Annotated in this window: 26 protein-coding genes and 1 other RNA gene; 21 read left to right on the forward strand and 6 right to left on the reverse strand. The window is 67.9% G+C overall.

The annotated features are described in order from the left end of the window. The first annotated feature begins 155 nt into the window (after positions 1-155). The 7 genes from SVA_RS11990 (at position 156) to SVA_RS12020 (ending at position 6634) form a co-directional block, all read left to right on the forward strand. The gene (locus SVA_RS11990) at positions 156-1034 is read left to right on the forward strand and encodes an NAD(+) kinase (RefSeq protein ID WP_096461447.1); all 879 of its coding nucleotides are present in this window, start codon (positions 156-158) and stop codon (positions 1032-1034) included. Next, positions 1034-2707 carry a DNA repair protein RecN gene (gene recN, locus SVA_RS11995; protein ID WP_096461448.1) on the forward strand — a complete coding sequence of 558 codons (1674 nt, stop codon included), beginning with the start codon at positions 1034-1036 and terminating at the stop codon, positions 2705-2707. The genes SVA_RS11990 and recN overlap by 1 nt, the downstream gene beginning before the upstream one ends. Continuing rightward, positions 2694-3188, forward strand: a complete 495-nt coding sequence (locus SVA_RS12000) for an N-acetyltransferase (protein WP_197703183.1) — start codon at positions 2694-2696, stop codon at positions 3186-3188. The genes recN and SVA_RS12000 overlap by 14 nt, the downstream gene beginning before the upstream one ends. Before the next feature lie 31 nt (positions 3189-3219). Next, on the forward strand, positions 3220-3561 hold the full coding sequence (locus tag SVA_RS12005) for a hypothetical protein (RefSeq protein ID WP_096461449.1): 342 nt from the start codon (positions 3220-3222) through the stop codon (positions 3559-3561). Between the two features lie 75 nt (positions 3562-3636). Continuing rightward, positions 3637-4875 carry a porin family protein gene (locus tag SVA_RS12010; RefSeq protein ID WP_148665457.1) on the forward strand — a complete coding sequence of 413 codons (1239 nt, stop codon included), beginning with the start codon at positions 3637-3639 and terminating at the stop codon, positions 4873-4875. Between the two features lie 83 nt (positions 4876-4958). After that, the gene (locus SVA_RS12015) at positions 4959-5855 is read left to right on the forward strand and encodes a metal ABC transporter substrate-binding protein (protein WP_096461451.1); all 897 of its coding nucleotides are present in this window, start codon (positions 4959-4961) and stop codon (positions 5853-5855) included. Continuing rightward, entirely contained in the window at positions 5852-6634 is a 783-nt protein-coding gene (locus SVA_RS12020; protein ID WP_096461452.1) for a metal ABC transporter permease, read from the forward strand. The genes SVA_RS12015 and SVA_RS12020 overlap by 4 nt, the downstream gene beginning before the upstream one ends. On the opposite strand, the gene SVA_RS12025 is transcribed toward SVA_RS12020, so the two are convergent. Further along, on the reverse strand, positions 6635-6844 hold the full coding sequence (locus tag SVA_RS12025; protein ID WP_096461453.1) for a hypothetical protein: 210 nt from the start codon (positions 6842-6844) through the stop codon (positions 6635-6637). It lies immediately after the preceding gene. 214 nt (positions 6845-7058) lie between these two features. Continuing rightward, complete coding sequence (fur, locus tag SVA_RS12030; protein ID WP_096461454.1) at positions 7059-7517, reverse strand: ferric iron uptake transcriptional regulator; 459 nt, start codon at positions 7515-7517, stop codon at positions 7059-7061. A gap of 87 nt (positions 7518-7604) precedes the next feature. On the opposite strand from fur, the gene SVA_RS12035 reads away from it, so the two are divergent. Beyond that, positions 7605-8051, forward strand: a complete 447-nt coding sequence (locus SVA_RS12035) for an outer membrane protein assembly factor BamE (protein WP_096461455.1) — start codon at positions 7605-7607, stop codon at positions 8049-8051. On the opposite strand, the gene SVA_RS12040 is transcribed toward SVA_RS12035, so the two are convergent. From SVA_RS12040 to SVA_RS12050, 3 genes are read right to left on the reverse strand one after another with little or no spacing between them, the layout of a single operon-like run. Continuing rightward, the gene (locus SVA_RS12040; protein ID WP_096461456.1) at positions 7999-8295 is read right to left on the reverse strand and encodes an RnfH family protein; all 297 of its coding nucleotides are present in this window, start codon (positions 8293-8295) and stop codon (positions 7999-8001) included. The two genes, SVA_RS12035 and SVA_RS12040, sit on opposite strands and share 53 nt — an antisense overlap. Next, positions 8292-8729, reverse strand: a complete 438-nt coding sequence (locus tag SVA_RS12045) for a type II toxin-antitoxin system RatA family toxin (RefSeq protein ID WP_096461457.1) — start codon at positions 8727-8729, stop codon at positions 8292-8294. Before SVA_RS12045 ends, SVA_RS12040 begins: the two co-directional genes overlap by 4 nt. Continuing rightward, complete coding sequence (locus SVA_RS12050) at positions 8726-10156, reverse strand: sodium-dependent transporter (protein ID WP_148665458.1); 1431 nt, start codon at positions 10154-10156, stop codon at positions 8726-8728. Before SVA_RS12050 ends, SVA_RS12045 begins: the two co-directional genes overlap by 4 nt. 193 nt (positions 10157-10349) lie before the next feature. Here SVA_RS12050 and smpB point away from each other — a divergent pair, with 193 nt between their 5' ends. From smpB to SVA_RS12085, 7 genes are all read left to right on the forward strand, one after another. Next, positions 10350-10823, forward strand: a complete 474-nt coding sequence (gene smpB / locus SVA_RS12055) for an SsrA-binding protein SmpB (protein WP_096462937.1) — start codon at positions 10350-10352, stop codon at positions 10821-10823. A gap of 57 nt (positions 10824-10880) precedes the next feature. Then, positions 10881-11214, forward strand: a transfer-messenger RNA (tmRNA) gene (gene ssrA / locus SVA_RS12060). 929 nt (positions 11215-12143) lie between these two features. Continuing rightward, positions 12144-13781 (forward strand): sensor histidine kinase, encoded by a 1638-nt coding sequence (locus SVA_RS12070; RefSeq protein ID WP_148665459.1) that lies wholly within the window; start codon positions 12144-12146, stop codon positions 13779-13781. Further along, positions 13778-14422: a response regulator transcription factor gene (locus SVA_RS12075; protein ID WP_096461460.1), complete on the forward strand. Its 645-nt coding sequence runs from the start codon at positions 13778-13780 to the stop codon at positions 14420-14422. Before SVA_RS12070 ends, SVA_RS12075 begins: the two co-directional genes overlap by 4 nt. A 207-nt stretch (positions 14423-14629) precedes the next feature. Further along, positions 14630-16219, forward strand: a complete 1590-nt coding sequence (locus tag SVA_RS12080; RefSeq protein WP_096461461.1) for a YeiH family protein — start codon at positions 14630-14632, stop codon at positions 16217-16219. A 10-nt stretch (positions 16220-16229) separates the two neighbouring features. Continuing rightward, a complete protein-coding gene (locus SVA_RS20290) occupies positions 16230-16361 on the forward strand; it encodes a hypothetical protein (protein WP_269456912.1) in 132 nt (43 codons plus the stop codon). A gap of 173 nt (positions 16362-16534) precedes the next feature. Further along, positions 16535-18490 carry a sodium:solute symporter family protein gene (locus tag SVA_RS12085; RefSeq protein WP_096461462.1) on the forward strand — a complete coding sequence of 652 codons (1956 nt, stop codon included), beginning with the start codon at positions 16535-16537 and terminating at the stop codon, positions 18488-18490. On the opposite strand, the gene SVA_RS12090 is transcribed toward SVA_RS12085, so the two are convergent. Next, positions 18475-19146 carry a histidine phosphatase family protein gene (locus tag SVA_RS12090; protein WP_096461463.1) on the reverse strand — a complete coding sequence of 224 codons (672 nt, stop codon included), beginning with the start codon at positions 19144-19146 and terminating at the stop codon, positions 18475-18477. The genes SVA_RS12085 and SVA_RS12090 overlap by 16 nt on opposite strands. A 137-nt stretch (positions 19147-19283) precedes the next feature. Here SVA_RS12090 and SVA_RS12095 point away from each other — a divergent pair, with 137 nt between their 5' ends. The 6 genes from SVA_RS12095 to SVA_RS12125 all read left to right on the forward strand — a co-directional run bounded on the left by SVA_RS12095 (position 19284) and on the right by SVA_RS12125 (position 26612). Beyond that, positions 19284-21395, forward strand: a complete 2112-nt coding sequence (locus SVA_RS12095) for a PAS domain-containing sensor histidine kinase (protein ID WP_169924069.1) — start codon at positions 19284-19286, stop codon at positions 21393-21395. After that, positions 21388-21999: a response regulator transcription factor gene (locus SVA_RS12100; RefSeq protein ID WP_096461465.1), complete on the forward strand. Its 612-nt coding sequence runs from the start codon at positions 21388-21390 to the stop codon at positions 21997-21999. The genes SVA_RS12095 and SVA_RS12100 overlap by 8 nt, the downstream gene beginning before the upstream one ends. Positions 22000-22398: 399 nt before the next feature. Continuing rightward, positions 22399-23163: a helix-turn-helix domain-containing protein gene (locus SVA_RS12110; RefSeq protein WP_096461467.1), complete on the forward strand. Its 765-nt coding sequence runs from the start codon at positions 22399-22401 to the stop codon at positions 23161-23163. Positions 23164-23397: 234 nt separating this feature from the next. Continuing rightward, positions 23398-23772, forward strand: a complete 375-nt coding sequence (locus tag SVA_RS12115) for a PilZ domain-containing protein (RefSeq protein ID WP_096461468.1) — start codon at positions 23398-23400, stop codon at positions 23770-23772. A 67-nt stretch (positions 23773-23839) separates the two neighbouring features. Continuing rightward, positions 23840-25999: a PhnD/SsuA/transferrin family substrate-binding protein gene (locus SVA_RS12120; protein WP_096461469.1), complete on the forward strand. Its 2160-nt coding sequence runs from the start codon at positions 23840-23842 to the stop codon at positions 25997-25999. After that, positions 25989-26612 carry a response regulator transcription factor gene (locus SVA_RS12125; protein ID WP_096461470.1) on the forward strand — a complete coding sequence of 208 codons (624 nt, stop codon included), beginning with the start codon at positions 25989-25991 and terminating at the stop codon, positions 26610-26612. The genes SVA_RS12120 and SVA_RS12125 overlap by 11 nt, the downstream gene beginning before the upstream one ends. Positions 26613-26715: the final 103 nt, after the last annotated feature.

Consider the following 26715-nt stretch of genomic DNA (forward strand, 5'->3'; position numbering starts at 1 on the left):
TCCGACTCACCGGAATCTAGCACTCTCGTACATAGAGTGCCAAGCGCCCTTCGTTCATCGGCCCTCGATCTGTCGTCCTCACCCGGATCTCCCGCGATCACTGGTTCACCCTTGGAGCCCGTGCTAGTTTATCCCGCCCCGTTCCCGGGCATTGCATGAAAAAGCCCATAACCAAGGTCGGCCTCTTCGGGAAGTACCAGCACGATACGGTGGGCGAGCACGTCGCCCGCCTGGCCCGCTTCCTCCGAGCCCGGGGTCTCACGATCCTGATCGACGAAAATACGGCCCGGGTCCTGCCCGAGGCCGTCGCGCCCTCCCGGCCGCTCGACGCGATCGGCCGGGAGATCGACCTCGGTATCGTCATCGGGGGCGACGGGACCCTCCTGCACGTCGCCCGGGTGCTGTCCGCCGCCGGCGTTCCGATTATCGGGGTCAATCAGGGTCGCCTCGGCTTTCTCACCGATATTCCGCTCGCCGAGATGGAGCGCGAGATCGGGCGCATTCTGGACGGCGATTACCAGGCCGAGCAGCGCCTCCTGCTCGCCGCCGAAATCATGCGCAAGGGCCGTATTGCCCACACCGCCCGCGCGTTCAACGACGTCATCATCAGCAAGGGCGAGCTCGCGCGCCTGATCGAGTGGGAGACCTATATCGGCGGCGAGTTCGTAAACAGCGCGCGCGGCGACGGCATCATCGTCGCGAGCCCGACCGGGTCCACCGCCTACGCCATGTCCGCCGGCGGCCCGATCCTCCAGCCCACGTTGCCCGCGCTCGCGCTCGTTCCGATCTGCCCGCATACCCTCTCGAACCGGCCGATCGTGGTTTCGAGCGACTCGATCATCGAGATCGTGATGATCGGACTGGCCGGCAGCCACGCGCACGTCACGTTCGACGGGCAGCTCCACCACACGCTCGAAGACAACGATCGCATCTACGTCCGGCGCGCCGATCATCCGGTCGAGCTCATACATCCCTCCGGCCGCAGCCACTACGACACGCTGCGCGAGAAACTGCATTGGGGAGCGAAGTACTGATGCTCGGGTCCCTCTACGTCCGCGACATCGCGATCGTCAAAGGCCTCGATCTCGAGTTCGGGGACGGTCTGACGGTCCTGACCGGCGAGACCGGGGCCGGCAAGTCGATCCTGATCGACGCCCTCGCGCTCGTGCTCGGCGGTCGTGCGGACGCGGGTATCGTTCGCCCCGGCGCCGGCCGCGCGGAGGTGTCGGCCAGCTTCGCCCTCGCGCCGGGCAGCGAGGCGGCGGCATGGCTCGAGGCCCACGAGCTCGCCGCCGGCGGCGACTGCGTGCTGCGCCGCGTCATCGAGCGAGACCGCCCGTCGAAGGGTTTCATCAACGGCCGGCCCGTGCCGATACAGATGCTGCGCGAGCTCGGCGAGCACCTCGTCGACATACACGGGCAGCACGAACACCAGTCGCTGCTGCGCCGCGACGCGCAACGCCAGATCCTGGACGACTACGCCGGGCTCGCCGACGCGCTCGCGCAGGTGCGCGAACGTTACGACGAGATCCGCGCTCTCGAGGCGCGGCTTCAGGCGCTGAAGCAGCAGTCCGCCGATCGCGGGGCGCGCCTGGAGCTCCTGCAGCACCAGGTGAAGGAGCTCGAGGCCCTGGCGCTCAAGCCTGACGAAATCCCGGAGATCGAGGAGGAGCATTCCCGGCTCGCTAACGGCGCGGAGCTCCTGGAAGGCGCGCAGTCGGCGGTGCAGGCGCTCTACGAGGACGACGAATCCTCCGTGTCGCAGCTCCTCGCGAAGGTCACCGGCCGGCTGGAGGGCCTCGCGCACTTCGACGCGCGCCTCGGCGAGGCCGTCGCGCTGCTCAACGAGGCGGGGATTCGCGTCGACGAGGCGGCTTCGCGCCTGCACCACTATCTCGACGGCCTGGAACTGGATCCCGGCCGGCTGCAATGGCTCGAGGCGCGACTCGGCGCGATACACGATCTGGCGCGCAAGCACCGTCTGCGTCCGGAGGAGCTGCCCGCGCTTCTCGATCGCCTGCGCACCGAGCTGGCGGACGTCGAGGACATCGACGGCAACCTCGCGCGCCTGGAGAGCTCCCTGGGGGAGGCGCGCAAGGCCTACGCCGACGTCGCCCGACGCGTGTCGCGCGGGCGCAAGCAGGCGGCGACCAGGCTCGCCCGCGCGATCACCGAGCGCATGCAGGAGCTCGGGATGGGCGGCGGGCGCTTCGAGATCGAGCTCGCGCCGCTTCCCGACGGCGAGATTGCCGCGCACGGGGTCGAGCGCATCGAGTTCCTGGTGACCGCCAATCCCGGGCTCCCGCTCAAGCCCCTCGCCAAGGTCGCCTCCGGCGGCGAGCTCTCCCGCATCAGCCTCGCGCTGCAGGTCGTCACCGCGCGCCTCGGGCGCATCCCGACCCTCGTGTTCGACGAAGTGGATGTGGGCGTCGGCGGGCGCGTGGCGGAGATCGTGGGACGCGAGCTGCGGACGCTCGGCGCGAACCGCCAGGTGCTCTGTATCACCCATCTTCCCCAGGTCGCAGCGCTGGGGCAGCATCATCTCCAGGCCGCGAAGCTGCCGCAGGACGGGTCGACCGTCGTCGAGGTCAAACGGCTCAAGAACGCCGAACGGGTGCAGGAGATCGCGCGCATGCTCGGCGGCCTCGAGATCAGCAAGAAGACGATCGCTCACGCGCAGGACATGCTCGCCCGTGCCGCCTCCTGAGCCGAACGCCCGCCCCGGTCCCACGCCGACGGTGCGTCCGGCGGCCATCGGCGACGTGCCGGAGATCCATCATCTGCTCGAGCAGTACGCGCAGCAGGGAAACCTCCTGCCGCGGACCATGAACGAGCTCTACCGGCACTTGCGCGACTTCTTCGTCGTGGAGATCGACGGGCGCGTCGCCGCGTGCGGCGCGCTGGAGATCTTCACCGAGTCGCTGGGCGAGATTCGTTCTCTCGTCGTCCACGACGATTACAAGGGCCGGGGATTCGGCCGGTTGCTCGTGGGGCGCCTGATCGAGGAGGCGCGCGCGATCGGGCTCAGGCGCCTCATGGCGCTGACGTACGTACCGGGTTTCTTCCACAAGCTCGGCTTCAAGACGGTCCCCAAGGACACCCTGCCGGAAAAGGTCTGGGGCATCTGCGTGAAGTGCTACAAGTACAACCACTGCGACGAGATCGCGGTGCTCATCGAGCTGCGCTAGCCTTGCCGCACCCGACCGGGCGTCGCTATCCTTGCGCGGTTTCGTCGCGACGTCCGACCTGATGCGCTCCCTGCGCGGTACCCGACAGCCGCTGTCCGCCCTCCTGCTCGCGGCCCTCCTGCTCGCCGCCGCGCTCGCGGTCTACGCGCACCTGATCGACCACGAGCTGACCGGGGCGGACACCCCGTGCGCCGTCTGCCTGCACGGCGCCCAGCTCGACAAGCCGGCGACCGCGGCCGCCGCCGTGTTCTTCGCGCCGGTCGCCCCCTCGCGCCTGGAGCCCTCGACCTCCACGACCCTCCGCACTTCGGTAACGGTGGGGTCGTCCACCGCGCGCGGCCCCCCGCACGGCTCCGTTTCTCTCGTCAGTTGAGCCCTCCCGGCGGTACGCCGGCGAGTTTGTTTCGACGACCGGGCGAGCCCGGGGCAGAGATTTTCGGAGGAAACCATGCGACCTCATCCGCTTGCGGCAGTCCTGGCGATGACGGCGTCCGTTGCGATCGCGGCGGAGGCGCCGCACGGGCAAGACGAACGGTTGCGCGAGCTGGAACGACGCCTGGAACGCCTCGAACGGAGCGGGGCAACGCGTGACAACGCGGGTCCCGGCCGGATCACCGCGAACGCGTTCAACCCCGCGATCAGCCTGATTCTCGACGGCCGCCTGACCGGATTCGGACGCGATCCGGACACGTACGCGCTGCCGGGCTTCGCGCTCGCCGAGGAGACCGGGCCCGGCGAAGACGGGCTTTCGCTCGCCGAATCGGAGCTCGCGATCAGCGCGAACATCGACGACAAGTTCTACGGCTTCTTCACGGCCGCGCTGACACCCGAAAACGAGATCGAGATCGAAGAGGCCTACTTCGAGACCCTGGCACTGGGCGGCGGCGTCACGATCAAGGCCGGTCGGTTCCTGTCGCACATCGGCTATCTCAACCCGATCCACGCGCACGCCTGGGATTTCGCGGATCAGCCGCTCGTCTACCGCGCGCTCCTCGGCAATCAGTACGGCGACGACGGCGCGCAGCTGCGCTGGGTGGCGCCGACGACGCTGTACCTCGAGCTCGGCGCCGAGCTTTTTCGCGGCGATGCGTTCCCGGCGGGCGGCGCGGCGAACGACGGCAAGGGAACGCGCGCGTTCTTCGCGCGGGTCGGCGGCGACGCGGGCGTGAGCCACGCCTGGCGGGCCGGCGCGTCGTTCATGAAGGCCGAGGCCGACGAGCGGGAAACCGGCGACGGTGATCTGTTCAGCGGCGAGAGCGAGCTTCTCGGCGTCGATGTCGTGTGGAAGTGGGCACCCGACGGCAACGCGCGCGAGCGCAATCTCAAGCTGCAGACGGAGTACTTCGTGCGGGACGAATCGGGCGAGTTCAACGCGCAGGATTACGACGGCGAGCAGCGCGGCTGGTACGCGCAGGCCGTGTATCAGTTCATGCCGCGCTGGCGCATCGGCCTGCGGCACGACCGCCTGAAGGCCGATGCGGTCGATGCGGCACTCGCGGGCAGCGTGCTCGATCCGGACGGCCACGCGCCGCGGCGCACCAGCGCGATGATCGATTTCGCCAACAGCGAGTTCGCGCGCCTGAGGCTGCAGTACAACCGCGACGAATCGCGCGCCGACGGGCGTGACGATCAGTGGTACCTGCAGTACGTCATGAGCCTGGGCGCGCACGGCGCGCACACGTTCTGAATGCAGATTCTCACCACACCCCCCTTTGGCAAGGGCGAGGGCAACGGTGGAATAGCTTCAACGAACCGGACATCGACACGACCATGAAGCGCCTGATACTCGCACTCCTGCTGCTTGCCCCGCTCGCGCCGGCGCACGCCGCGCTCAACGTTTTCGCCTGCGAACCGGAGTGGGCGGCGCTCGTCGCCGAGCTGGCCGGGGAGCGCGCGAAGGTGTATTCCGCGACCACCGCCCGGCAGGATCCGCACCGCATCGAGGCGCGCCCGAGCCTGATCGCGCGGGTGCGCCGCGCCGATCTCGTCGTGTGCACCGGCGCGGAGCTCGAGATCGGTTGGCTGCCCCTGCTGCTGCGTCAGGCCGGCAACGCCCGGGTCCAGCCCGGCCAAGCCGGCTACTTCGAGGCGGCGGCCGTGGTCGAGCGCCTCGACGTGCCGACGACGGTCGACCGCGCCATGGGCGACGTGCACGCCAGCGGCAACCCGCACGTGCACACGGACCCGCGGCGCATCGCGCGCATCGCCGAGCACCTGAGCGCGCGCCTCGCCGGGCTCGACCCGGCGAACGCGCAGGCGTACCGCGACCGCCTCGCGGACTTCTCGCGCCGCTGGTCGGAGGCGCTCGATCGCTGGAGCGCGCGTGCCGCGCCGCTGCGCGGCGTGCGCGTCGTGGCGCATCACAAGGACTGGGTCTATCTCTACGAGTGGCTGGGGATGGAATCCGCGGGGTATCTCGAGGTGAAACCCGGCATCCCGCCAAGCGCGGCGCATCTCGCCGCGCTCAAGGTCGAGCTGGCCGCGCAGCCGGCACGCCTGGTTCTGCGCACCCCCTACCAGGATCCGCGTGCGTCCGAGTGGCTGGCGCAGCAGACCGGCGTCGTGCCGGTCGAGCTGCCTTACACCGCAGGCGGAACACCGGGGACCGCCGACCTCTTCGGTCTCGTCGAGGTCACCGTGGAACGGCTGCTGGCCGGGCTGCAATGAGCACCGAGGCCCTCGATCCGGTCATCCTGGTCCCGGCGCTGCTGGCCGGCCTCCTGGTCCTCGCGACGCACGTGCCGCTCGGACGCCAGGTGCTGGCGCGGGGGATCATCTTCATCGACCTCGCCGTCGCGCAGGTGGCGGGGCTCGGCGTGATAGCGGCGTATGCCCTCGACATGCAGCCGGGCGCGTTCGGGGTGCAGCTCGCGGCAGTGGTCGCGGCGCTTGCCGCTGCCGCATTGCTGCGCTACGCGGAGTCACGCTGGCCCGAGATCCTCGAGGCACTGATCGGCGGACTGTTCGTGGTCGCCGCGAGCATTGCGGTGCTGCTGCTCGCCGGCAACCCGCACGGCGGGGAGCATTTGCGCGACCTGCTCACCGGCCAGATCCTTTGGGTCTCACCCTCGGCGCTGGTGGTGGCCGCCGCGGTGTATGCCGTTGTGCTGGCGGCGTGGTTCGGCCTGCGCGCCCGGCAGGGCGGTACGGCGTTCTACGTCCTCTTCGCGGTCACCGTCACGGTGTCGGTGCAGCTCGTCGGGGTCTATCTCGTCTTCGCGAGCCTGATCCTGCCGGCGCTCGCGGTGCGCCGCCTCGGTACGGGCGCCGGGCTGGTCTGCGGCTATGCGATCGGAGGCATCGGCTACGCGCTCGGCATCGTACTCTCGGCGCTGCTCGATCTGCCCACGGGCGCGGTCGTAGTCTGCACGCTCGCGCTGGTGGCGGGGCTCGGCGGATTCATCCGCGCGCGGGCCGGGCGAGCGCCCGACGGCGAGGCCGCATAGCTATTCGAAGCGCGAGGCGCGCACGGTGTAGTGCAGGTCGGGGGGCGGTGCCGGCTCCTCCCATGTCACGTGGCCGGTGCCGTCCGCGCCCACGTCGATCGCGAGCCCGCGGATCGTGTTCGAGCCGTCCAATGCGGCCAATCGGAGCATCGCTGCGCCCCACGCGAGCAGCCTGCCCTCCGGGACGACGCCCCACAGGCCGTAGAGCATGGCCGCGCCAACGATGACATTGATGACGAGAATGCCGGGGAGGTAGCGATAGACGATCTTGATCTGCTCGCCGAGGACCTGCCGTGCGCGCTGCTTGAGGTCGGCGGCCGGACCGCCGACGGAGGTGCGTCCACCGGATCTCCTCCCCCGACTGAACTCAGGTGCGGGTTGGCCGGCATCGGGGCGCCGGCCGGCCGTTTTTCTTCCTACGCCTTCAAGGCTTCTTCGAGCAGCGGCCGTTCTTCTTCATGCCTTCGCAGACGCCGTAGAGATAGAGCGCATGGTCATCGATCACGAACCCGGCGTCGGCGGCGACCCGGCGCTGGCGCTGCTCGATCTCGCCGTCGTAGAACTCGAACACCTGACCGCATTCCATGCATACCATGTGGTCGTGGTGTCCGCCGCGGTTGACCTCGAACACCGAGCGCCCGCCCTCGAAGTTGTGACGGATGACGAGGCCCGCCGCCTGAAACTGCGTGAGCACACGGTATACCGTCGCGAGACCGACCTCCTCGCCCGACTGGATCAGCCGCTTGTACACCTCCTCGGCCGTCAGGTGCGGGTGCTCGGTCGACTCGAGGATCTGCAGGATCTTGAGCCGGGGCACGGTTGCCTTGAGCCCGGCCTTCTTGAGATCGGCGCTGCCTTCCGATGGGTGGGGGCCCTGGGCCATGAATGACGCTCTCCGCGCTTGAAAGAAGGTTGGCCGGATGAGGTATGATGCCGCAGTTTAATTCACCGCCCCACCGTACATCAAAGAATGCTCAGGTCTCTAGGTCTCGCAGCGGTACTCGGCACCGGGCTGCTCGCAGGCTGCATCGGCGTCTACAAAACGGACATCCAGCAGGGCAACGTCGTGACACCCGACATGGTGGAGAAGCTGAAGACCGGGATGACCCGCAGCCAGGTACGCTTCGTGCTCGGGACTCCGCTCGTAACGGACACGTTTCATCCGGATCGCTGGGACTACGTCTTCTACCAGAAGCGCGGCGCCGACGCGCCGTTCGAGCCGAGTCAGTTCACCGTGATCTTCCAGGGCGACGCGCTGCTGCGCGTCGAAGGCGCCCCCACGGACGACATCGCGCCGCCCGCCGCGGCGCCCTCCGGCGTCCTGACGCGCGACGAGCCGGGCGGCACCGGCGCCGGCGCGCGCCTCAACGGCGTTTCGACCGCGAACGACCCGCTCGCTCCCGGCGCGCTGCCTTAGCGTCGGCGACGAGCGGCCGGTAGATCTCGACCCGGTCCCCCTCCTCCACGGAATCGCCGAGCTGCGCGGCGAGACCGAAGATGCCGACGCGCGCTTTCGCGAGATCGATCTCCGGAAAACGCTCGAGCAGGCCCGAGGCGCGGATGGCGTCGAGGACGGTCCCGCCCGCCGGCAGCACCACGCGTTCCACCGCCTGCACCTCCGGCCGCGCGTACGCGACCTCGACCCGTATGGCCGCGCTCACCGGCGCCCGTGCAGCTCGATCGCGCGCTTGTGGAAGGCGTCGACCAGCTGGGTCGCGATCGTCGTGAACACCGGCGTGAGCGCCACCGCGAGCAGCCGGTTCTCGACCTCGAACTCGAGATCGACCGAGATCTTCGAGGAGCGCTCGTCGAGCGGCTGAAACCGCCAGTAGCCGTGCAGGTAGCGAAACGGCCCCTCGACCAGCCGTATCTCCATCATCTTGTTCTTCTGGAGCAGGTTGCGCGTGGTGAAGGTCTTGTGGATGCCGCCGTACGCGATGGTGATTGCGGCGAGCACCTCGTCTTCGGTCCGGGACAGGACGCGGGCGTCGCCGCACCAGGGCAGGAAGCGCGGGTACGCCGGAATGTCGGCGACGAGCGCGTACATCTCCGCGTCGCTGTAGGGGACGAGGGCCGAACGCCTGATCGAGCTCACGCGTACAGTTTAGGGAGGATGAAGAAAAGGACCAACAGCAGAGCCGGGATCACCAGCCGGACGAGCCACAGCCACATGTCGAACACGCAAGGCGAACGCATGCCGAGCTCGGTGCGCACGCGCTCGGCACCCAGCATCCAGCCGGCGAATACCGCGACCAGCAGGCCCGTGAGCGGCAGCATTCCGTACGCGGTGACGATCTGCAGCAGGTCGAACGCGCCCAGCCGCTTCTCGACGCCGAGGAACCTGAACGAGAACTGCCAGTGGTTGAACGAGAGGATGACGACGAGGCCGAGGGCCCAGGCGATGATCCCGCAAAGCACGACCGCGCGACGGCGCTCCAGGCCGAAGCGCTCGTGCAGCCACACGAGGGCCGGCTCGACCAGGCCCATGGCCGTGAGCAGCGCGACGACGACCAGCAGACCGAAAAAGATGCTCGCGAACCACCGCCCGAGCGGCAGATGATCGAACGCGAGCGGGATCGCCTGGAACACGAGACCCGGCCCGGCGGCGGGCTCGACGCCGCCCGCGAACAGCACGGCGAAGACGATCACGGCCCCGGCGACGGAGGCGAAGGTGTCGAGGCCGACCACCGTGAGCGCGACCCGGGGCACCGAGGCCTCGCTCTTCAGGTAGGCCCCGTACACGAGCATGAGACCCATGCCGAGTGAAAGACTGAAGAACAGGTGCGCCAGCGCCGCGAGCCAGACCATGGGCGACAGCCGGGTGAAGTCGGGAACGAAAAGAAACGCCGCGGCGTCGTCGAAGCCGCCGAGCGCCGCGCTGTACGTCAGCAGGACGAGCAGGAGCACGAAGAGCAGCGGAACCAGGAGCTTGACCGCCGGCTCGAGCCCCCGGCGCACGCCGCGCGCGGCGACGAGCATGGTGGCGACGACGAACGCGCTGTGCCAGAAGAGCTGCTTCTCCGGGTCGTTTACCATGTTGGCGAAAACGCTGGCGACGCCGTCGGCGGTGAGGCCGTCGAACACGCCGAGCACCGAGCGCACGAAATAGCCGAGCGCCCATCCGGCGATGACGCTCAGGTAGGTGAAGATCAGAAACCCGCCGAGCACCCCGATGCCGCCCACGACCACCCAGCGGACCCCTGCGCGCGTCGAGCGTCCGAGGTCCCGAAACACGGCGACCGGCGATCCGCGCCCCATCCGGCCGAGCAGCACTTCGGAGATGAGCAGCGGCACGCCGACGGCGAAGGCGAGGATCAGGTAGACCAGGATGAAGGCCCCGCCCCCGTTCTGGCTCACGAGATAGGGGAACTGCCAGAAGTTGCTGAAGCCGATGGTCGCACCCGTCGCCGCGAGCACGAACACGAAGGAATCGGACCAGCGCTCGGCGACCGGGCGCGAGAGCCCTGCGACCGGAGCGGGGGAAGCGGGTTTGTCCGGCGTGGACGGGCGGGGCTCGGTCACGGCGGGACGCGCGCGGGCAGCAGCAGTCTTGCGGCGACCGGCCCTTTGCACGAGTGAAACGCCCCCCTGGTAATAGTTCTTGCTGCCCGAAGGATAGTCGCGGGTCGACCCGCCTGCCCACCTCCGCCCGTCGGTCCCAATCGCCCCGGCTCACTTATAATAGATGCATCCGGCGTCGCGCCGACTTCTCACCATGCCCAAACCGAAAAAAACCGCCGCCGGCTCGCAGATCGCACAGAACCGCCGCGCGCGCCATGACTACTTCATCGAGCAGAAGTACGAGGCCGGCCTCGCGCTTCAGGGCTGGGAGGTGAAGAGCCTGCGTGCCGGCCGCGCACAGCTGAAGGAGGGCTACGTGCGGCTCGAGGGCGGCGAGGCGTGGCTCGTCGGGACGCACTTCTCCCCGCTCACATCGGCCTCGACCCATGTCCGGCCCGACCCGAGCCGGGCCCGCAAGCTGCTGCTGCACCGCGAGGAGCTGGGCAAGCTCTTCGGCGCGGTCGAGCGCCGCGGTTACACGCTCGTGCCGCTTTCGCTCTACTGGAAGCACGGGCGCGCGAAGCTCGAGATCGGGCTTGCCCGCGGCAAGCAGCTCCACGACAAGCGCGCCGATCTGAAGGCCCGCGAAAGCGCGCGCGAGGTCGAGCGCGCCATGAAGGCCCGCTGACGGCGAACGCCCTTGTTTTGCCTGCCACCAGACCCTACTATGCCTTGCATGGGGGCGATCGGCTTCGACGTGGGTCGCGAAACCTCTGGAGCATGCCGAGGTGCAGAGTTCCTCGTAAATCCAGCTGCAACCAACATAGTTGCCAACGACGACAACTACGCCCTAGCGGCTTAATCCCCGCTAGCCTCTCGCCCAGCGTTTCTCCCGTGGGCCGGGACCGAGGGGTCGATTACACGGGATCGCGCTTCATCGTGTCTGTTGGTGGGGCGCTAAACCAATAGCAGGCTAAGCCTGTCGACGATCCCGTCTGTCGGAGAGCGGCAGGTCAAATCAAAGACAGACTACGCATGTAGAACCGGAGCTGTAGGGCTTGCGGACGCGGGTTCGATTAACACCATGGTCGCCTCTGCTCGAGAGGGCAGAGTGAAAACGGGGCTCATTCGGCGAACCCTGCGCCACCGAGAGGTGGTATGGCAACGCCGAGGGGTAGCGAGGGGCCAACCCGAGCTGCCCTGTAGAGACTTATAGACCGGCTGAGTCGCCAAAGCGGCGGAGCCGGCACTAGGATCCGGCAACGGATAACACGCCCCGCATCCCGGAAACGGGATGAAGGCATAGTCCAGCCCGTATCGAAAGATACGGAACAGCTGTCCCGCCGCCTCCACCATACGAGAGAACCCCTTGACCCTTACGGGCAAGGGGTTCATTTTTTGTGCCTCAAAAACCAGGGAGGACCTGATGGCCGCGTACCGCAGAGTGCGCAGCCTGACGCCAGAGGAGGCGGCTTACATTGCCGGCGTCATTGACGGCGAGGGAACGATTTCGCTCTCCCGCCGACACGTGACCGACAACCGGCAGCTCGTGATCCGCATCAGCAATACTGAACGCGACTCGCTCGATTATATTCTGCAGATGGTTGGCGCAGGATTACCAGGAAGCGAACCGCCAAATCGAACCATACCCCGAGCGTCACCTACGCGATCGATAACCGTCAGGCGCTTTCCTTGCTTGAACAGATCGCCCCCTACTTACGCACTTACAAGGCGAAACGGGCGGAACTCGTACTACGAGACTGCCTCCGGCTGACGCCGCGAAATGGCAAGTACACTCCGCCCCTGCTCCGCCAGCGCGAGCATTTCATCGAGCGGTTTCTGCAACTCCGGCCGACGTTCGCTGCTTAGCGACCTAAGAGATCGACAGCGGGATCCGGGTAGTCGTTAAGATGGTGGGAAGAGTGTTGCGCGGCACGTAGGGCACGCTCATTGTCATCCCATGACGGCGTTACTAGTATGGCTTCGCGCGCGCATGCCGGCAGCCTCCATGGGTGACCTTCGCCTCCAGAGCACAGCTCGTTTTTCCGATCCCGTGAACGACGCCGGCCACCGACGGCTGCACCGGGCTTTTCGCGTCTTTGCGCTCGCGGTGGCGGTTCTGGTTACCGGAACCGGATTGATCGCCCTCGTCGGGTGGATGCTGGATCAACCGCTGCTCTCCAGCGCGCTGCCCGGTCAGCCGCGGCTCAAGGCGAACGCCGCATTCGCGCTCGTGCTGTGCGGCTCGGCCCTGGGCCTGCTGACCGTCGGGCGACCGGCTGCCGCACAGCGGGCGGGACGTCTGCTCGCGGCGCTGGCCATCCTCGTGGGCGGGGCGACGCTCGTGCAATACCTCGCAAACGTCGACCTGGGCATAGACGAGCTGGTGTTCCGCGATCTCGAGTCCCGGCGCTTCCCGGGCCGCATGTCGGCCGGCACCGCCGTCGATCTCGTGCTCATCGGTCTCGCGCTGCTCCTGCTCGATATCCGGCTGCGCAACGGTCATCGGCCCGCCGACTGGCTGGCGCTGGTTGCCGGCGCGATCGCCCTCCTCGGCGTGGTCGCGCACCTGTACGACGCCCTCGCCCTCTACGAAGTGGTCTTCTACAGCGACGTCTCGCTGCACTCCGCGCTCGCGCTGCTGCTGCTCGCCCTCGGAATACTGGCCGCCCGTCCGGACGAGGGCCTGCTGCTCGTGACGCTGCGCGAGGACGCGAGCGGGGTCGTGGCGCGCCGACTGCTGCCGACCGCCATCGGCCTGCCCATGCTCGTCGGCTGGCTGATCGCGTGGGCCGGCCGGGAACAGTACTACCGCCCGCAGTTCGGACTCGCGCTGTTCGCCCTCGCGAACATCGCCATGCTCACGCTGATCACCGCCTTGATCGCGCGGGCCCTGCACCGCAGCGAGGACGACCGTCGCCGGGCGGAGGAACAGGCGCGGGCGAACCAGGAGGAGCTGCAGCGGCTGTACCATCAGCATGCGCTCGGAGCGCTCGCCTCGATTTTCGCGCACGAGATCAACCAGCCGCTGACGGCCATCGCCGGTTACAGCCGCACGAACCTGCGGCTGCTCGAGAGCGGAAGAACGGGCGATCAGTTGAGGCTCAATCTGGAACGGACCGTGCAGCAGGCGGACCGCGCGGCGGGCGTCATCCGCCAGATCCGCGGATTCCTTCGGGCGGGCGAGCTGCGGACGGATCGCGTGGGCCTGACCGGCCTCATCCGCGATGTTCTGGCACAGACCGCCGCCGACGCCGCGGCGGAAAACATCGATCTGCGGCTTCGGGCCGACGAGGCGCCTGACGTGCTGGTCGATCGGACGGCGATCGAGAAGGTGCTGGTCAACCTGCTTCGCAACAGCATCGAAGCGATTCGCCTCGCCGGGTCGCCGGGCGGACGGATCGAGATTTCCGCGGGCGAGGATGGCCCCGGGATGGCGCGGGTCACCGTGCGCGACAACGGGCCGGGCCTCGACGCGCAGTCGCGCGCGCACCTGTTCGAGCCGTTTCGTACGACCAAACCCGATGGTCTGGGCGTGGGGCTCGCGGTCAGCCGCACCATCATCGAGGCGCACGGCGGCAGGCTCTGGGCCGACGACCCGGAGCGGGGCGCCGTCCTGCACTTCACCTTGATGCGCGCCACATGAACCCGATCGTCTTCCTGGTCGACGACGACGCGGCGGTGCGGGACGCCCTGCGCGGACTCCTCGAGGTCGAAGGTTTCGCCGTCGAGGCCTACGACAGCGCGACGGCGTTTCTCCAGCGCTATCGGCCGGAGCAACCCGGCTGCCTGATCCTCGACGTGCGGATGCCCGGCATGAGCGGCGCGGAGCTGCAGGCCGAGCTGGGAGCGCGCCGCATACGGATGCCCATCATCTTCCTCACCGGGCACGGCACGATCCCCCTGTCCGTCCGCGCGGTAAAAGCGGGGGCAGTCGATTTCCTGGAGAAGCCCGTCAACCTCGACACGCTGCTCGCTCGCATAAGGGAAGCGATCGTCGTCGATACCCGCGAGCGGGCGGTCGGAGCCGTCCAGGCACAGGCGCGCTCGAAGCTCGCCCGGCTGTCCGCGCGCGAGCGGGAGATCGCCGTGCACGTGCTCGGCGGGCGCAGCAGCAAGGAGATCGCCCGCGCCCTGGGCATCAGTTCCCGTACCGTCGAGGTCCACCGCGGCCGCATGATGCTGAAGCTCGGCGCCCTCTCCGTGCTCGAGCTGGCCGCCATCGTACAGGCGAGCGGGCTCGACCTGTCCTCCCCCGACCCGGGCGTTTCCGAAACCGTTTCCTGACCCTGCCGGCTCGTCGACGTACGTATCGCTACGTACGTATGCGTACCTATTTCGCACCCGGATCGCCTTACTGGAAGATCGTCGGGCAACCGGAAAGGACATTCCGGGCAGGGCGATTAGAACACGGGAAACAATCAGATAGGCGACTCATGCCGACGCGCTTCCGCGCGACGGCATTCTCACCAACCGGAGGAGGAGTACATAGATATGGTCTACACGAAGAAAACGCCGTGGTTGTTCATCATCGGCGTCATCATGGTGGGCTACGCGTGGCTGGTGCAACAAGGAATGCTGAACGGCGTGCTGCAAAACCTGCAGACCACGAAGCTCGCCGGCGAGATGGTGACGATGGGCTACATCTTCGGCGCCATCGCCGTGGTGGTCGGGCTCTGGCAGATGCTCGCCTCCCCCAGGGAAGGCAACTTCGATTACTACCTCTCGACCATCGCCGGTGCGATGTTCATCCTGCTGCTGGTCTTCGTCGTCAAATACTATGCCGAGCCTCTCTTCAAGATGTGGGGCAAAATGTCCAAGGACGCGATCGGCTGGGACTTCGCGTCCACGCTCGGCTTCAACTACATCCTGCTCGGCATCATCGCCGGCATGGTCGTGGTAAACCTGTTCAAGGTGCCGTCATGGGCCGAGAACGGCGTGCGGCTGTCGCGCCTGGGGTTGAAGAGCGGCGTCATCCTGCTGGGCGCCCTGTACTCGGCCGCGGAACTCACCCAGCTTGGCGGGCTGTCGATTATTCTCATCGGGTTCTTCGTGCTCGGCTCGGTCGGCATGGTGCTGTGGCTCGGGCGGCTGCGGCGCGTCTCGAACTCCCTGGGCGGTGTGCTCTCCGCCGGTGTCGGCGTGTGCGGCGTCTCGGCGGCGGTGGCATCGGCCCCCGTGGTGCAGGCCAAGTCCTCCGAGATCGCCTACACCATCGGCACGATCCTGCTCTGGGGCGTGCTCATGATGTTCATCTTCCCGCCGGTGGGTCGGGCCCTGGGCCTGGGCTACATCCAGTTCGGCGCGTGGGCGGGCACGGGCATCCTCAACTCCGCGCAGGTCGCGGCCGCGGCGCTGATCTTCCAGCCGAACGGCATCGAGACCCTGAAGGTCGCCGAGATCTTCAACATCACCCGCATCCTGTTCCTGCCGATCATCGTGATGTGGCTCGCGGTGTGGTACGTGAAGCGCGAGGTAACGGGTGACCGCGTGAACCTGGGCCAGGTGATCGTCGGCAAGTTCCCGGTGTTCGTGCTCGGCTTCATCCTGCTCTTCGCCCTCTCGACCACGGGTATCTTCGCCCCGGCGCAGCATTATCAGGGCAAGTACTTCGACAACTCCGAGAAGGTCATGGTCAAGACCGACAAGGTCACGGGCAAGACCACGAGCAAGATGGTGACCGACGAGCAGGCGGCGCTGCTGCAGGCCGAGCTGCCCAAGGTCCAGCGCGAGGACCAGCGGGCGGCCCTGGAGCGGCTGATCGCGGAGCGCAAGGTGGCTTCCATCGACCACGACACCACTCTTCGCGGCCTGGTCAACGCGAAGGTGCTGTCGAAGGACGCCAACAAGGTTCTCTCCGACTCGCACAAGGCGGTCTACCACACGGCCAAGCGCATCGCCTGGTTCCGGGATCTGATCGTCTGGTTCTTCGCCTTCGGCCTCACCGGCCTCGGCATGCAGATCACGTTCAGCTCGATCGCCCAGGCGGGCGGGCAGCCGCTCTTCATCGGCACCGTCGTCGGCCTCACCAAGGCGATCGGCTCGCTCGTCGTGATCCTGCTCTTCGTCCACGAAAAGATCTGAGGAAACTGCCATGGCTGACAAACCCAAGTTCGAGCGCGGCACGGCGCTCTCCATCTTCAAGAGCGACCGCGCCGAGGACTTCATGGCGCTGATCGTGGCGCTCATCATCGTCGCGATTGTTGTGGCTTTCGTTCCGAGGTAGCGACTCCTCCGAACGAATTGCCCCGGGGCTCGTGTGGCCCCGGGGCTTTTTTTCGCCCGCGATCCGTTCCTGCCTGGAGGGCCGGCGCGGAACTCGCGCGCGGCGTCCCGCCGCGGCCATAGGTGGCCGCTTCGGGGTAGTACCCGCGAACCAAGGCAGTTAGTCTCGGGCCCATGCATCCCCTCGATGCCGGTCTGCTGATTGCCTTCATCGTCTACTGCCTGGCGGCCGGCCTGCGCTCGCGGCGGCATGCGTCGCGCAGCCTCGAGCAGTACTTTCTCGCCGGGCGCACCCTCAAGGGCTGGCAGGCCGGAATCAGCATGGCGGCGACGCAGTTCGCGGCCGACACGCCTCTGCTCGTCACGGGACTCGTGGCGACGGCGGGAATCTTCGCGCTGTGGCGGCTCTGGATCTACGCGCTCGCCTTTCTCATGCTCGGCTTCGTGTTCGCCGCGGCGTGGCGCCGGTCGGGCGTACTGACCGATGCGGAGCTGACGGAGGTGCGCTACGGGACGCGGGCGGCGCTCTGGTTGCGGGCGATCAAGGCGCTGTACTTCGGGACCGTGTTCAACTGCACGGTGCTCGCGATGGTACTGCTCGCGGCGACGCAGATCGCCGAGCCGTTTCTGCTGTGGCACGACTGGCTGCCGGCCGCCGTCTTCGATCCCCTCGCCGGCTTCATGGAGCGGGTCGGCGTCCCGCTCACCGTGCTCGAACCCGGTAGCGCCGACGTCTGGGAGCGGTCGGCGGCGAACCTGCTCTCGCTCGGCGCCATCGTCGCGGTCACCGCGCTCTATTCCGCAACCGGCGGCTTGCGAGGCGTGGTCGCGACCGACGTCGTGCAGTTCGCCGTCGCCATGATCGCGACCGCCGCGTTCGCGTGGCTCGTCGTGGACCGCGCGGGCGGCATGGAGGAGGTGGTATCGCATCTCAAACGGTTGTTTCCCGAGGACGGGTCGGCCGGGCTTTCGGCGAGCGAGCTGCTCGCCTTCACGCCCGACAGGGCGAAGGACACCTCGGCGTTGCTGCTGCTCGTCGTCGGCCTGCAATGGCTCGTGCAGATGAACGCGGACGGCACCGGCTACCTCGCGCAGCGATCGATGGCCTGCGCCACCGATCGCGATGCGCGCGTCGCGGCGGTGGTGTTCACCTTCGCTCAGGTGCTGTTGCGCAGCCTCCTGTGGCTTCCCCTGGCGCTCGGCCTCCTCGTCCTCTTTCCGCCGGACCTCGGCGCGCCGCTCGCGGAGCAGGCGGGCGTCCGCGAACGCACCTACGTGGAGGGCATCGCGGAGGTGCTGCCGGCAGGGCTTCGCGGTCTCATGCTCGTCGGCATGTTCGCGGCGCTCGCCTCGACACTCGACACGCACCTCAACTGGGGCGCGTCGTACTGGACCAACGACCTCTACAAGCGTCTGCTCTGGGAACAGTGGCTCAAGCGACGCCCGTCCGAGCGCGGGCTCGTGTGGGTGGCCCGCGGCGCGAATCTCCTCATTCTCGCGATCGCGGTCGCCATCCTGCCGTGGCTCTCGTCGATTCAGACCGCCTGGCGAGCCAGCCTTCTTCTCGGCGCCGGCATGGGCGTCATGCTCGTGCTGCGATGGATCTGGTGGCGCATCAACGCCTGGGGCGAACTTGCCACGATCGTCGTCTCCACGCTCCTCGCGCCGGCATTGCTCTACGCGTTCACCGACGAGCAGGACGCGCTGCGCCTCCTGCTCATGGCGACGGCGGCCACGGGCGCCGGCGTCGCGACCTCGCTCGTGACGGGCCCGGAGGATCGCGTTCGCCTGATCGCGTTCTACCGGCGCGCGCATCCGCCCGGGTTCTGGGGACCGGTCGCCGACGCGGCCGGCGAGGCCCGCGCCGACGGGCCTCGGCGCCTGGCTCGCGCCGCGTTCGCCGCCGTGGCGGCCGCCTTTTCGGTCTTCTGTCTCCTGACGGGAATCGGGGCGTGGCTCGTCGAGAGCCCGCCGCCGGCGGGGATCGGGTCCCGGACGCTCTGGATCTCCGCGCTGATCGTCGTGGGTGTCGGACTCGTGCCGGTGTGGGTGCGTCTCGGTTTCCGGGCGCCGGCGATCGCGGCTGCCGCCACGACCGCCCGCGAATCGGGACCTCAGTCGATCACGTAGAGGGCGTAATCGGTGCCGAGCGGGTTCTCGTGCGTCAGCTCCTCGACGATGTCCATCTTCTCGAAGTAGCGGCGCACCGCGCGCATGGAGTTGCCGTGGAGCGAGAGCGCCACGTTGATGCGCTCGCGCTTGATGCGGGCGACGAGCTCGTCCAGGAACGGCCAGACGCGTTCCTCCACCATCTGGATGCTCTCGCCGTTCGGCGGGGGGACATCGTAGCCGCGACGCCAGAGGACGGCCTTCTCCGGATCCATGCGCATCGCGTCCTCCTTGCTCTTGCCCATGAGATCCCCGTAGTTGCGTTCCTTGATGCGCCAGTCCTCCTCGAAGCGCACTCCCGGCACCTGCTCCAGCGCCAGCCGGGCCGTCTCCTTCGAGCGCACGAGATCGGAGGTCACGGCGAGGTCGATCTTGAGCGCCTTGAGTTTCGGGGCGAGGACGCGCGCCTGGTCGCGGCCCCGCGCGGTCAACGGCGAGTCGCGCCAGCCGGAAAAGATGCGGTTCACGTTGTCCTCGGATTCGCCGTGCCGGAAAACGACCACGAAGTTCTGACCGGACGCGGGCTCGGCCTTCGGCAGCTCCTTCTTGTGCTTCCCGGGATCCTTGATCGACTCCTCCGCCGCCTGGCGGATCTTCTGCCACAAGGCCTCGTCCATTGCTTCTCCGTTGATGGGCCGTGCTTTCGCCCCATCTTAACCCGCCCGATCCCTGCCGGCACCCGAGGTGGACGCACCAATACCCCGGCGCTAGCATGACTAAGCCTACTCGCAGAAAGGCTCCGGCCGCGCGACGCATGAAACGTCATTCGCACCCGTCGAAGGCGCTCGGCAAGACGGGCCGCGCCTCCGGCGCGTCAAAGGGTCCCGCGCGACCGACGCACGCCTCCCACGGGGGCACCGAAACCACGACCGACCCGATGGGCTCGGCGCTCGAGAAGCTCGAGGCGGCCCAGACCCGTCTCGCCGCCCGCAACCAGGCGCTCCTCGCCGAGCGCCGGCGCCTCCTCGAGGAACGCCGGCACGACGAGACGGCGAAACGATCGAACGAGGAGCTCCTCCGCCTGCTCGCGGACAACCTGCCCGCCGCCGTTTCCTACGTCGATTCGGCGGAACGCTACCGGTTCAACAACCGGGTCTACGAGGAATGGTTCGGCTGCTCGCCGGGCGACATCTACGGGAAGACCGTCGCGGACGTGATCGGGCAGGAAGCCTACGATACCGTCGTGCGCGAGCCGTTGCGCCGGGCGCTGGCCGGCGAGCGCGTGAGCTACGAGCGCAGGGTGCCGTATCTCCACGGCGGCCCGCGCTTCGTCGACGCGGTATACGTACCCCACCGCGACGAGCACGGGCGGGTCCTGGGCGTTTTCGTGCGCCTTCGCGACATCAGCGAGCAGCGCGCCGCGCGGGAGGCCGTCGAGCAGGCCAATCGGCTTCTGGACGGCGTGGTGAACAACACGCATCTGCTCATGGCCTGTCTGGATACGGACTTCCGGTTTCTCTGGGTGAACCGGGCGTACGCGGAGGCGGACGGACGCGATCCGGCCGACTTCGCCGGCAAGAACCACTTCGCGCTCTACCCGGACGCCGACAACGAACGGGTGTTCCGCGAGGTGGTGGAAACGGGGACGCCGCGCTTCTTTCATGCGAAGCCGTTCGAGTACCGCAACAACCCGGAGCGCGGCGTCGGCTTCTGGGACTGGGCGCTGATTCCCGTCAAGCACCCCGGCGGTCGCGTCGAACGGCTCGTGCTCACGCTGCTCGACGTGACCGCGCGGGTACAGGCCGAGCAGGACCTGCGGAGCGAGCGCAACTTCGGCTCGGCCATCCTGGACACGGTCGGCGCGCTGATCGTCGTGCTCGACCGCGACGGTCGCATCGCACGCTTCAATCACCAGTGCGAGCTCACGACCGGCTACACCTTGGAAGAGGTGCGCGGGCGCCGTCTGGCCGACTTCCTGATCCTGCCCGAGGAAAGCGCGACCGTGAACGAGGTGTTCACGAGGCTCGCGGCCGGGCAGTTCCCGAACCAGCACGAGAACTACTGGATCACGCGGGACGGGCGCCGACGCTGGATCCACTGGGCGAATACGGCCCTCCTGGGCGAAGGCGGGGAAGTGGAATTCGTCATCGCCACCGGCCTCGACATGACGGAGCTGCGCGAAGCGTCCGAGCGGGCGCGCAGCCGCGAGCAGGAGCTCGCGCACGCCGCGCGCGCCGGCATGATCAGCGAGCTGGCCTCGGGCCTTGCGCACGAGGTCAACCAGCCGCTCACGGCGATCGCGAGCTACGCGCAGGAGTGCGTGCGGCGCCTGCGCGCCGGCGAGGCGGACGACGGCACGCTCCTCGGGGCGGTCGAGCAGATGGCAACACAGGCACAGCGGGCGAGCGACATCATCCGCACGATGCGCGAGTTCGTATCGAAGCGGACGACCACCCCCGCCCGCATCGACATCAACACGATCGTCTCGCAAGCCGCGACGCTCGCGGCCTCGGAGGCGCGCCGCGCCGGAATCGTTCTCCGCCTCGAGCTGGCGCCGGCCATGCCGGCGCTGTGGGCGGACGCCATCCAGATCGAGCAGGTCGTCCTGAACCTGCTGCGCAACGGGATCGACGCGCTTCAGGCTGCGCCGCCCGGACGCCGCTCGCTCGCCGTGCGCACCGTCGTGAACGGCGGCCGCGATGTCGAGGTCGCCGTGATCGACACCGGGCCGGGCCTCCGCATCGATCAGCTTCCCCGCCTCTTCGAGCGCTTCTACACGACGAAGAAGGAAGGAATGGGGATGGGCCTCGCGCTTTCGCGCTCGATCATCGATGGGCACCGGGGCCGCCTCTGGGCGGAGAACAACCCGGGCGGCGGCGCCACGTTCCGCTTCACGCTGCCGATCGAGCCACAGACCGATGGATAGAAATGCCGTCGTCTATCTGGTCGACGACGACCAGGCCGTACGCGACTCGCTGAAGTGGGTGATCGAATCGGCAGGCTTCACGGTGGAAACCTACGCTTCCTCGCAGGCATTCCTCGACGCGTATCGTCACGATCGGCCCGGGTGCCTCGTCCTGGACGTGCGCATGCCCGGCATCAGCGGCTTGAACCTCCAGACCCGCCTGGCCGACAAGCATTCCATCCTGCCCATCATCTTCATCTCGGCGCACGCCACGGTGCCGGACGCCGTTCGCGCCATGCGCGCCGGGGCGGTCGATTTTCTGATCAAGCCGTTCAACAATCAGGACCTGCTGGACCGGATCGAGCAGTGCGTCGCCGAGGCGGTGCGGCGAAGGGAGGAACGGCGGCAGCGCGAAGAGGTCGCACGCCGTCTCGCCACCCTGACGCCGCGCGAGCGCGAGGTGCTGGACGGCGTCGTGGCCGGAAGGACGAACCGCGCGATTGCCGCCGAGATGAAGGTCAGCGTCAAAACCGTCGATGCCCACCGGGCGAAGGTGATGGACAAGATGCAGGCGAGCTCCCTTGCGGAGCTCGTGCACCTGATGCATCTCCCCCCTCCCCCGTAGAAATACCAATGACGGCTGGTACTGTTCCCAATTCAGCCGTGGTGCCCCAGGACCTAGACTTTTGATGTCGGATACGCTGCCACGCGTTCCCAGGGATCGGCATTCAGGACCCGCGCATGCCCGTTCCCGCTCGATGACGGATCTCCTCCAGGGCCGCCCGCAAGCCGCCGGGCGGGGCCGTGCCCGCAGCGCCCGTCCGCGAACGGTGGAACCACCGAGTCGGAAACACCACGGTGTCCTCGATCCGGAGCAGATCAGAAGCGTCCTCGCGATCCACCTCGCCGGGCATGCGCTGCCGCCCGCGGTTCTCGATTACGTGCTCTGGGAGGTATGCCGTTTGATAGACGACGGTCGGATCGGGCCCTCGTCGCCCGACGGACTTCGAACAGGGAGAACATCATGAAGAAAGCGAATGAAGGAGCCGATGTCATCGCGCTGTCGCAGAAGCGGGTGAACTGTCACGGGTGCGATGCCGGGGAGCTCTGCCTCCCGAACGGCCTGAAGGAGGACGACCTGCTCGCCCTCGAACACGTGGTGCGCCGGCGGCGCAGCCTGGCGAAAGGGCAGACACTCTACCGCATGGGCGATCCCCTGCTCTCGCTCTATGCGGTGCGCCGCGGCAGCGTGAAGACGAACCTGCTCACGCAGGACGGCCGCGTGCAGGTCACCGCGTTCTATCTTCCCGGGGAGCTGATCGGCGTCGATGCGATCGACGAGGGACGATTCCCCTGCGATGCGGTCGCGCTCGAAGAGACCGAGCTCTGCGAGATCCCCTGGGCGGATCTCAATCACCTCGCCGGGCGGACCCCCGCGCTCAACCAGCAGCTCGTCCGCCTCATGAGCCGGGAGATCGTGCGCGACGAGGAGCTGCTCATGATGCTCGGTCATCTCGGCGCGGAGGCGCGCCTCGCAGCGTGTCTCCTGAATTTCAACGCGCGCTACAAGCGACTCGGCGCGCTCGAAGACCGCTTCACGCTGTCGATGTCGCGTCAGGATCTCGGCGATTACCTCGGGCTGGCGCTGGAGACGGTCAGCCGCTTCTTCACGCGGCTGCACGACGAAGGCCTGCTCGAAGTCCAGGGCCGTGACGTGCGGGTGCTCGACGCATCCCGGTTGCGGGCGATGGTGTCTCAACCCAACGGGCGCCGCGGGCTGCGCGCCTGAACGCCCTTACCCCACCCTGAGGCCCGGTCCGTCCGGAAGTCCGCCGGGCACGCTCGCGCTACCGTCCGTCGGGGTTCGCTGCGGGTTTACCCGTGTCCGGTCTGGTGAAAACCCGCATACAGGGACGCAAAAGCACCACGTATAAAAGGTGTTCCCGTCACCCATCCCGCTCCCCGGCCGGCCCCGCCGGGTCCTCGTTTCGGGTCGACGGCGCGCTGAAGAGGAGGAGAAGGCATGGGAATGGAACACCGCTGGAGCGACCGACGTCCGGCCGATCTGCCCGTCACCCTCGCATACCGCCCGCTGGGATTGATTCGAGGGCGCCTGCAGGATCTGAGCGGCGGCGGGGCCTACATCCGCACCCGGATCGCGCTCTTGCCCAACACGCCTGTGGAGCTCGTCGTGCCGAACGACGAACAGGACGCTACCCGCCTCCTCAGGCTTCCGGCGATCGTAACCCGCTCCGGTCCGGAAGGGGCCGGGCTCATGTTCACCCAGCTCACCGCCACCCAGTACGAAGCGCTGCTCGCGCGCGCCCGCGCCGCGCTCGCCCCCCGTCCGGCCGTGGCCGATCGGAGCCGGACGCGCCGCCGCTCGGGCGAGCCTTGAGGCAAGCGGTTTTGGCCTCCGGCCCGACGGATTAGACTAAGGATCTACCCTCTGGGAACGGTCAGGGATGCAGCGCGCGACTCGGGCAACCCGGCTCCTGCTGGCGAGCAGTGCGCTCGCCGCCGGGCTCGCGCAAGCCGCGCCACCGGTGCATATCGGCGTGCTCGCCACGCCGGCGGAAGCCGACACGGCCGCCCGGTGGGCCCCCACCGCGAACTACCTCTCGGAACGCATTCCGGATAATCGCTTCGTCGTCGTGCCGCTCGACCTGGAAGGATTGCGCCTCGCGGTCGAACGCGAAACGGTCGCCTTCGTCCTGACCCACCCGGGTCATTACGTCGACCTCGACGACCTCTACGACCTCACGCCCATCGTCACCCGGCGGATGCGGATGCACGAGGAAGCCCGCTCGCAGTTCGGTGCCGTCCTGCTCACGCGCGCCGATCATCCGGCCGTGCGCACCCTGGCGGACCTGCGCGGACGCTCCCTGCTCGCCGCGGGCGACCAGACCTTCGGCAGCTTCCATCTCGTCTGGCGCGAGCTCGAGGCGGCCAACGTGCACCCCTTCCGCGATCTCGGACGCCTCGAGCTGCGCGAAGGTACTCCTGAGGCGATCGTCGACGCGGTACGCGACGGCGCGGTCGATGCCGGCGTGGTCCCGACCGGCGTTCTCGAGAACCTGGTCGCGTCCGGGAAGGCGTCGCTCGATGCGTTTCGCGTCGTGAATCCCGTGCAGGTTCCCGACTTCCCTCTCCTCACGAGCACCCGCCTTTATCCCGAGTGGCCCCTGGCCGCCACGCGGAATACGCCCGAAACGCTCGCCCGCGCGGTCGCCGTCGCCCTGCTCGAGATGCCCGAAACCCATGCCGCGGCGCGCGCCGCCGGTCACGCCGGCTGGACCGTTCCGCCGTCGTACCAACCGGTGCACGCGCTCTACGAGGCGCTGCACCTCGGCCATCATCGCATGGCCGACAGCAGCTTGACCGAGCTGATGCGCGAACACTGGTACGGATTCGTCGCGGGCGCATTCGTCCTGCTGCTCATGGCGGGCGTCACGGCATATGTGCTGAAGCTCAACCATCAGCTCAAGGACGAGATCCGCTGGCGCAGGCGGATGCAGGAAGAAATGCAGAAGTTCGCGAGCGCCGTGGAGCAGACGGCGGACGCCGTGCTGATCACCGACCCGAAAGGTCGGATCGAGTACGTGAATCCGGCCTTCAGCCGGATCACCGGCTACACCATCGAGGAGGTGCTCGGACGCACTCCGAGGATCATGAAGTCGGGCACGCTGGATGCCGGGTTCTATGCCCGCCTTTGGAAAACGATCCTGAACGGCGAGACGTTTCGCGCCGAGTTTCTGAACCGCCGCCGGGACGGTTCGCTTTACTGGGAGGCGAAGGCGATCACGCCGCTCAAGGATCCGGGCGGACGGATCACGCACTTCGTCGCGACCGGCCGGGACATCACCGAGCAGAAACGCTCGGAGGAGGAGGCGCAACTTCGCCAGGAGCAGCTTGCCCACACGGCGCGCGTGAATCTCATCGGCGAGATGGCCTCGGGTCTCGCCCACGAGATCGCGCAACCGCTCACCGCGATCATCAACTACGCCCAGGGCACGGTCCGACGACTTCGACAGGGCGAGCAGGACAGGGAGCCGCTCCAGCACGCGCTCGAGCAGATCGTGGCGCAGGCGCAGCGCGGCGCGGAAGTGGTCCAGCACCTGCGCCGGTTCGTCTCGCGGCGCGCGCCCCAGCGCGCGATGAACGACATCAACGCCATCGTCTCCCAGGCGGCCGCGCTGGCCGAGCCGGAGGCGCGCAAGAAAGGCATCGTGCTTTCGCTCGAGCTGGCGGCGAACCTCCCCGGCGTGTGCGTGGACGGCATCCAGATCGAGCAGGTGATCCTGAACCTCCTGCGCAATGGCGCCGAGGCGCTGGCCAGCGCCGACGGCGGGCGGCGCGAGCTCGTCGTGCGCACGGCGGTCGGCGACGGCGGCGAGGTGGAGGTGTCCGTCAGCGACACCGGCCCGGGGCTCCCGCCGCGCCTCGCGGCGAAACTCTTCGAACCCTTTTTCACCACCAAACCCGACGGCGTCGGCCTCGGGCTCGCGGTCTCCCGGACGATCATCGAGACGCACGGCGGCAGGCTGTGGGTGACGCCGAATCTCGACCGCGGGGTGACCTTCCGTTTCACGATTCCACTCGAGGCACAGACGCATGAAAGATGATGCCACCGTCTTCGTGGTCGACGACGATGCGGGCGTTCGGGACTCGCTGCGCTGGGTAATCGAATCGGCCGGGCTCAAGGTCGAGACCTTCGCGTGCGCCCGGGACTTTCTCGACGCCTACGATCCGTCGCGCCCCGGCTGCCTCGTCCTCGACATCCGGATGCCGGGCATGAGCGGCATGGACCTGCAGAAGGAGCTGGTCGCACGCCGCATCGACATCGGCATCATCTTCATCACCGGGCACGCCACGGTCGCGACGGCGGTACATGCCATGCGCGCCGGCGCGGTCGATTTCATCACCAAGCCGTTCAGCGACCAGGCCCTGCTCGACCGCGTCACCGAGTGCATCGAGCGCGCCCGGCGCCGCTACCGCCAGCGGCTGGAGCGGGCCGATGTCGCGGCGCGTTTTGCCCTCCTTACGCCGCGCGAGCACGAGATCATGAACGACGTGGTGTCCGGGAAGTCGAACAAGGTGATCGCGGCGGAACGCAACATCAGCCAGAAAACGGTCGAGGCTCACCGCGCAAAGATGATGCAAAAGCTGCAGGCCCGCAGCCTGGCCGAACTGATGAGGATGGTTTTGCCACAAGAAGACCTTAGGGAAAAACCCTGACTAAGTTTGGTATATCTCCCAATTCCGTGGCTTTTCCGGTTCCAGTATAAAACCCACGTTGCCGCGCACGATTTAGGCCGCGGCGCCTCCCGAACCAGGCAGC

Origin of the sequence: Sulfurifustis variabilis (assembly GCF_002355415.1) — a bacterium.
Classification (GTDB): domain Bacteria; phylum Pseudomonadota; class Gammaproteobacteria; order Acidiferrobacterales; family Sulfurifustaceae; genus Sulfurifustis; species Sulfurifustis variabilis.

Excerpts from the sequence above, each read along its gene's own strand:
- SVA_RS12025 (WP_096461453.1), bottom strand. The coding sequence starts at position 6,844 with ATGCTCTACGGCCTGTGGGGCGTCGTCCCGGAGGGCAGGCTGCTCGCG.
- SVA_RS12115 (WP_096461468.1), top strand. The coding sequence starts at position 23,398 with ATGGGAATGGAACACCGCTGGAGCGACCGACGTCCGGCCGATCTGCCC.
- SVA_RS12075 (WP_096461460.1), top strand. The coding sequence starts at position 13,778 with ATGAACCCGATCGTCTTCCTGGTCGACGACGACGCGGCGGTGCGGGAC.
- fur (WP_096461454.1), bottom strand. The coding sequence starts at position 7,517 with ATGGCCCAGGGCCCCCACCCATCGGAAGGCAGCGCCGATCTCAAGAAG.
- SVA_RS12020 (WP_096461452.1), top strand. The coding sequence starts at position 5,852 with ATGAGCACCGAGGCCCTCGATCCGGTCATCCTGGTCCCGGCGCTGCTG.
- SVA_RS12015 (WP_096461451.1), top strand. The coding sequence starts at position 4,959 with ATGAAGCGCCTGATACTCGCACTCCTGCTGCTTGCCCCGCTCGCGCCG.
- SVA_RS12110 (WP_096461467.1), top strand. The coding sequence starts at position 22,399 with ATGAAGAAAGCGAATGAAGGAGCCGATGTCATCGCGCTGTCGCAGAAG.
- SVA_RS20290 (WP_269456912.1), top strand. The coding sequence starts at position 16,230 with ATGGCTGACAAACCCAAGTTCGAGCGCGGCACGGCGCTCTCCATCTTC.
- recN (WP_096461448.1), top strand. The coding sequence starts at position 1,034 with ATGCTCGGGTCCCTCTACGTCCGCGACATCGCGATCGTCAAAGGCCTC.
- SVA_RS12010 (WP_148665457.1), top strand. The coding sequence starts at position 3,637 with ATGCGACCTCATCCGCTTGCGGCAGTCCTGGCGATGACGGCGTCCGTT.
- SVA_RS12120 (WP_096461469.1), top strand. The coding sequence starts at position 23,840 with ATGCAGCGCGCGACTCGGGCAACCCGGCTCCTGCTGGCGAGCAGTGCG.
- SVA_RS12095 (WP_169924069.1), top strand. The coding sequence starts at position 19,284 with ATGAAACGTCATTCGCACCCGTCGAAGGCGCTCGGCAAGACGGGCCGC.
- SVA_RS12070 (WP_148665459.1), top strand. The coding sequence starts at position 12,144 with ATGGGTGACCTTCGCCTCCAGAGCACAGCTCGTTTTTCCGATCCCGTG.
- SVA_RS12085 (WP_096461462.1), top strand. The coding sequence starts at position 16,535 with ATGCATCCCCTCGATGCCGGTCTGCTGATTGCCTTCATCGTCTACTGC.
- SVA_RS12090 (WP_096461463.1), bottom strand. The coding sequence starts at position 19,146 with ATGGACGAGGCCTTGTGGCAGAAGATCCGCCAGGCGGCGGAGGAGTCG.
- smpB (WP_096462937.1), top strand. The coding sequence starts at position 10,350 with ATGCCCAAACCGAAAAAAACCGCCGCCGGCTCGCAGATCGCACAGAAC.
- SVA_RS12125 (WP_096461470.1), top strand. The coding sequence starts at position 25,989 with ATGAAAGATGATGCCACCGTCTTCGTGGTCGACGACGATGCGGGCGTT.
- SVA_RS12080 (WP_096461461.1), top strand. The coding sequence starts at position 14,630 with ATGGTCTACACGAAGAAAACGCCGTGGTTGTTCATCATCGGCGTCATC.
- SVA_RS12035 (WP_096461455.1), top strand. The coding sequence starts at position 7,605 with ATGCTCAGGTCTCTAGGTCTCGCAGCGGTACTCGGCACCGGGCTGCTC.
- SVA_RS11990 (WP_096461447.1), top strand. The coding sequence starts at position 156 with ATGAAAAAGCCCATAACCAAGGTCGGCCTCTTCGGGAAGTACCAGCAC.
- SVA_RS12100 (WP_096461465.1), top strand. The coding sequence starts at position 21,388 with ATGGATAGAAATGCCGTCGTCTATCTGGTCGACGACGACCAGGCCGTA.